At 38.7% G+C, this 2,671-nt stretch carries 3 protein-coding genes and 1 rRNA gene; 1 reads left to right on the top strand and 3 read right to left on the bottom strand.

The genetic code is table 11. The features are described from left to right. Positions 1 to 94, top strand: a 5S ribosomal RNA gene (rrf, locus tag BUB56_RS19085); the annotation flags it as partial. A gap of 50 nt (positions 95 to 144) precedes the next feature. Here rrf and ndk read toward each other — a convergent pair. The 3 genes from ndk to BUB56_RS19620 form a co-directional block, all read right to left on the bottom strand. Beyond that, positions 145 to 552, bottom strand: coding sequence for a nucleoside-diphosphate kinase (gene ndk / locus BUB56_RS19080; RefSeq protein WP_110942824.1), 408 nt, complete (start codon positions 550 to 552; stop codon positions 145 to 147). Positions 553 to 732: 180 nt separating this feature from the next. Next, the gene (locus BUB56_RS19075; RefSeq protein ID WP_110942823.1) at positions 733 to 1,911 is read right to left on the bottom strand and encodes a pyridoxal phosphate-dependent aminotransferase; all 1,179 of its coding nucleotides are present in this window, start codon (positions 1,909 to 1,911) and stop codon (positions 733 to 735) included. Between the two features lie 146 nt (positions 1,912 to 2,057). Beyond that, positions 2,058 to 2,222: a hypothetical protein gene (locus BUB56_RS19620; RefSeq protein WP_190014786.1), complete on the bottom strand. Its 165-nt coding sequence runs from the start codon at positions 2,220 to 2,222 to the stop codon at positions 2,058 to 2,060. Positions 2,223 to 2,671 lie beyond the last annotated feature (449 nt).

Genomic DNA, 2,671 nt, shown 5'->3' with positions numbered 1-2,671 from the left:
CACACCTGTTCCCATCCCGAACACAGAAGTTAAGCCCTTCAGCGCTGATGGTACTCAGGCGGTAACGCCTCGGGAGAGTAGGTCGTTGCTGGTTTAGAAAAACCTCAGAAGATTTTCTTCTGAGGTTTTTAGTATGTAGAGATACTAGATTAGTTCAGGGAACCAGATTCTGATCTCTCTTTCAGCAGTTTCTTTGCTATCAGATGCATGAATAATATTTTTGGTGATGCTATGGGCAAAATCACCTCGTATGGTACCTGGTAGGGCTTGCTTTGGATCCTTATGCCCGTTCATCATTCTTACGATTTCGATGGCATTCTCTCCCTCTACGGCCATGACCATCAAACGACCTTCTACCATATAGGAAATAAGCTCCTCGAAGTAAGGCCTTCCAATATGCTCTTCATAATGATCTGCTAAGGTGATTCTCTCCGCAGACAACATCTTTGCAGCGATGATGCGAAAGCCTTTCCTTTCATATCTTCCGATGATTTCTCCAACTAGTTTCCGATCAACACCGTCAGGCTTAATAATTACTAAAGTCTTTTCCATAAAATAGTCCTCCTGATTAAGTCTTTTTTTTTATTATCTATAAGATATACATATCACTATATTAAGAACAATAAGGAAAAATAATATTTTAGAGTATATCCAAGAAAAGTAAAAGCATATACTTCTTTTCTTGAGGTATATGCTTTTGCAGCTATAAAGTTATTGAAACAAGAAGAATATTTAGAGGCTACTAATAAAAGCTTTTATTCGGTTGATTCCTTCAATTAACTCCTTTGTATCACAGGCATAGGAAATACGAATATATTGATCCATTCCAAAGGCGATACCCGGTACGACTGCAACATTTCCTTCCTCCAGCAGTTTATCAGCAAAGGCAACTGAAAAACTATCAGTCCAAGTCAGCTTTCTGGTTAGGCATGAAAGGTCAATAAAAATATAGAAGGCTCCCTCCGGCTGAATAAAGCTAATATCTTTTATTTCGGAAAGTAATTGTATAGCAGTATCCCTTCTGCCTTTATATACGGAAACCATGTGTTCCATTTCCTGCGTGGATTCTCTTAATGCTGCTACAGAAGCCCATTGGGAAATCGTGCTGGGATGAGAGATCAGATGGCCTTGGACTGTACTAATTGCCTTAGCCAAGGCTTTGTTCGTAGCTGTGTAGCCAATTCGCCATCCGGTCATAGCAGCGGACTTGGATAAACCATTAATCGTGATGGTAATATCCTTTGCACCCTCCGATAATGAAGCAGTACTGATAAAAGTATCTGTATATCGAATCGTTTCATAGATCTCATCAGAAAGAATGTAAACCTGATGTTTGAGACAAAGTTCTACCAATGCAGAGAGTTCATCTCGAGTATATATGGCTCCTGTAGGATTGGATGGATTCGAAAGAATAATTATTTTGGTACGAGGAGTAATTTTTTTCTTTATATCTTCAGGCGTAGCCTTAAAAGAGTTTGCCTCCTGGGTCTCCACAAAAACAGGAATTCCTCCTGTCAGTTTTACCATTTCCGGATAGCTTACCCAGTAGGGTTTCGGAATAAGTACTTCGTCTCCAGAATCCAGTAGAGCAATCAGCGCATTCGTAATGGCATGCTTTGCTCCATTGGATACGACAATCTCATCAATCCCGTAGCTGAGATTATTCTCATGCTTCAGTTTTTCCTGAATAGCTTTCCTAAGATCCACAAGTCCTGACGCAGCATCGTATTTAGTCAGATTTGAACGAATCGCCTCCACAGCACCTTCCTTGGCTGCTGCAGGTGTGGAAAAATCAGGCTCTCCAATACTTAGGTTGATTATATCCTGCCCACTGTTTCTTAACTCCCTTACCTTAGTGCTGATGCCTATGGTGAAAGAGGGAGTAATATTCTTTAATTTACTTGATAACATAAACAGCCTCCTTTGCTTTTGCTATTATTAATACTGTATAGGAAATATGAAATTTATGCAATGTGCTTACGGATAAAAAAATGAAAAGCCAAAACACTTAAATATTTTTAAGAGTTTTGGCTTGCTAGTAATATGTTACGAAGTGATTAGTCTTTCTTATAGCTGTTAATACGCTCTTGTCTATTTTGATCCATTATGGTGTAGGCTTTTGTATAAGCGTCAAAATGATTGCTCATTGTTTTATATTCTTTTTTACCGAGATCTTTCTTATAGGAGATTTCTTTTTTCTCCTGAACGTGCTCTTTTTTCATACTTGAAGCCTCCTTCTAATCGTATTAAAGTATCCTTTAATAGCATGAAGTGAACTGGAATGGAATATGCATATTTATACATATAATTTTATAAAAATTTCTACGATTTGTAAATAGAAAAATGAAGATTTATATAAAATGTTTTTGGAATCTGCTAGGATATATCACTTGCTTAGAAGCAAGCCCCATTGTCTGCCGCTGAGTTTAAGGCCAACGGTACGACAGGGTTGTCGTACCCTACAATATCCTTTGCTATAATCAAAGGGATTCTCGCAAGGGCGTCACATTGTGCGCCTGATATTTTTGCATCTGAATAGAAAGATGCATTATTGGTTTAACATTATCTCCTTATACATAGAAGGGTTTTCGTAGAGCAGACCACTGCGTCTGCCCGTTGTGTTTAAGGACTTCATGCCTGCCTAATTTGCGGAACGACGCAGGGGTCGTTC

This window comes from Geosporobacter subterraneus DSM 17957 (assembly GCF_900142145.1).
In the GTDB taxonomy this organism is placed as follows: domain Bacteria; phylum Bacillota; class Clostridia; order Peptostreptococcales; family Thermotaleaceae; genus Geosporobacter; species Geosporobacter subterraneus.
Note: the sequence above shows the minus strand (reverse complement) of the source record. Positions and strands in the feature narration are given on the sequence as shown.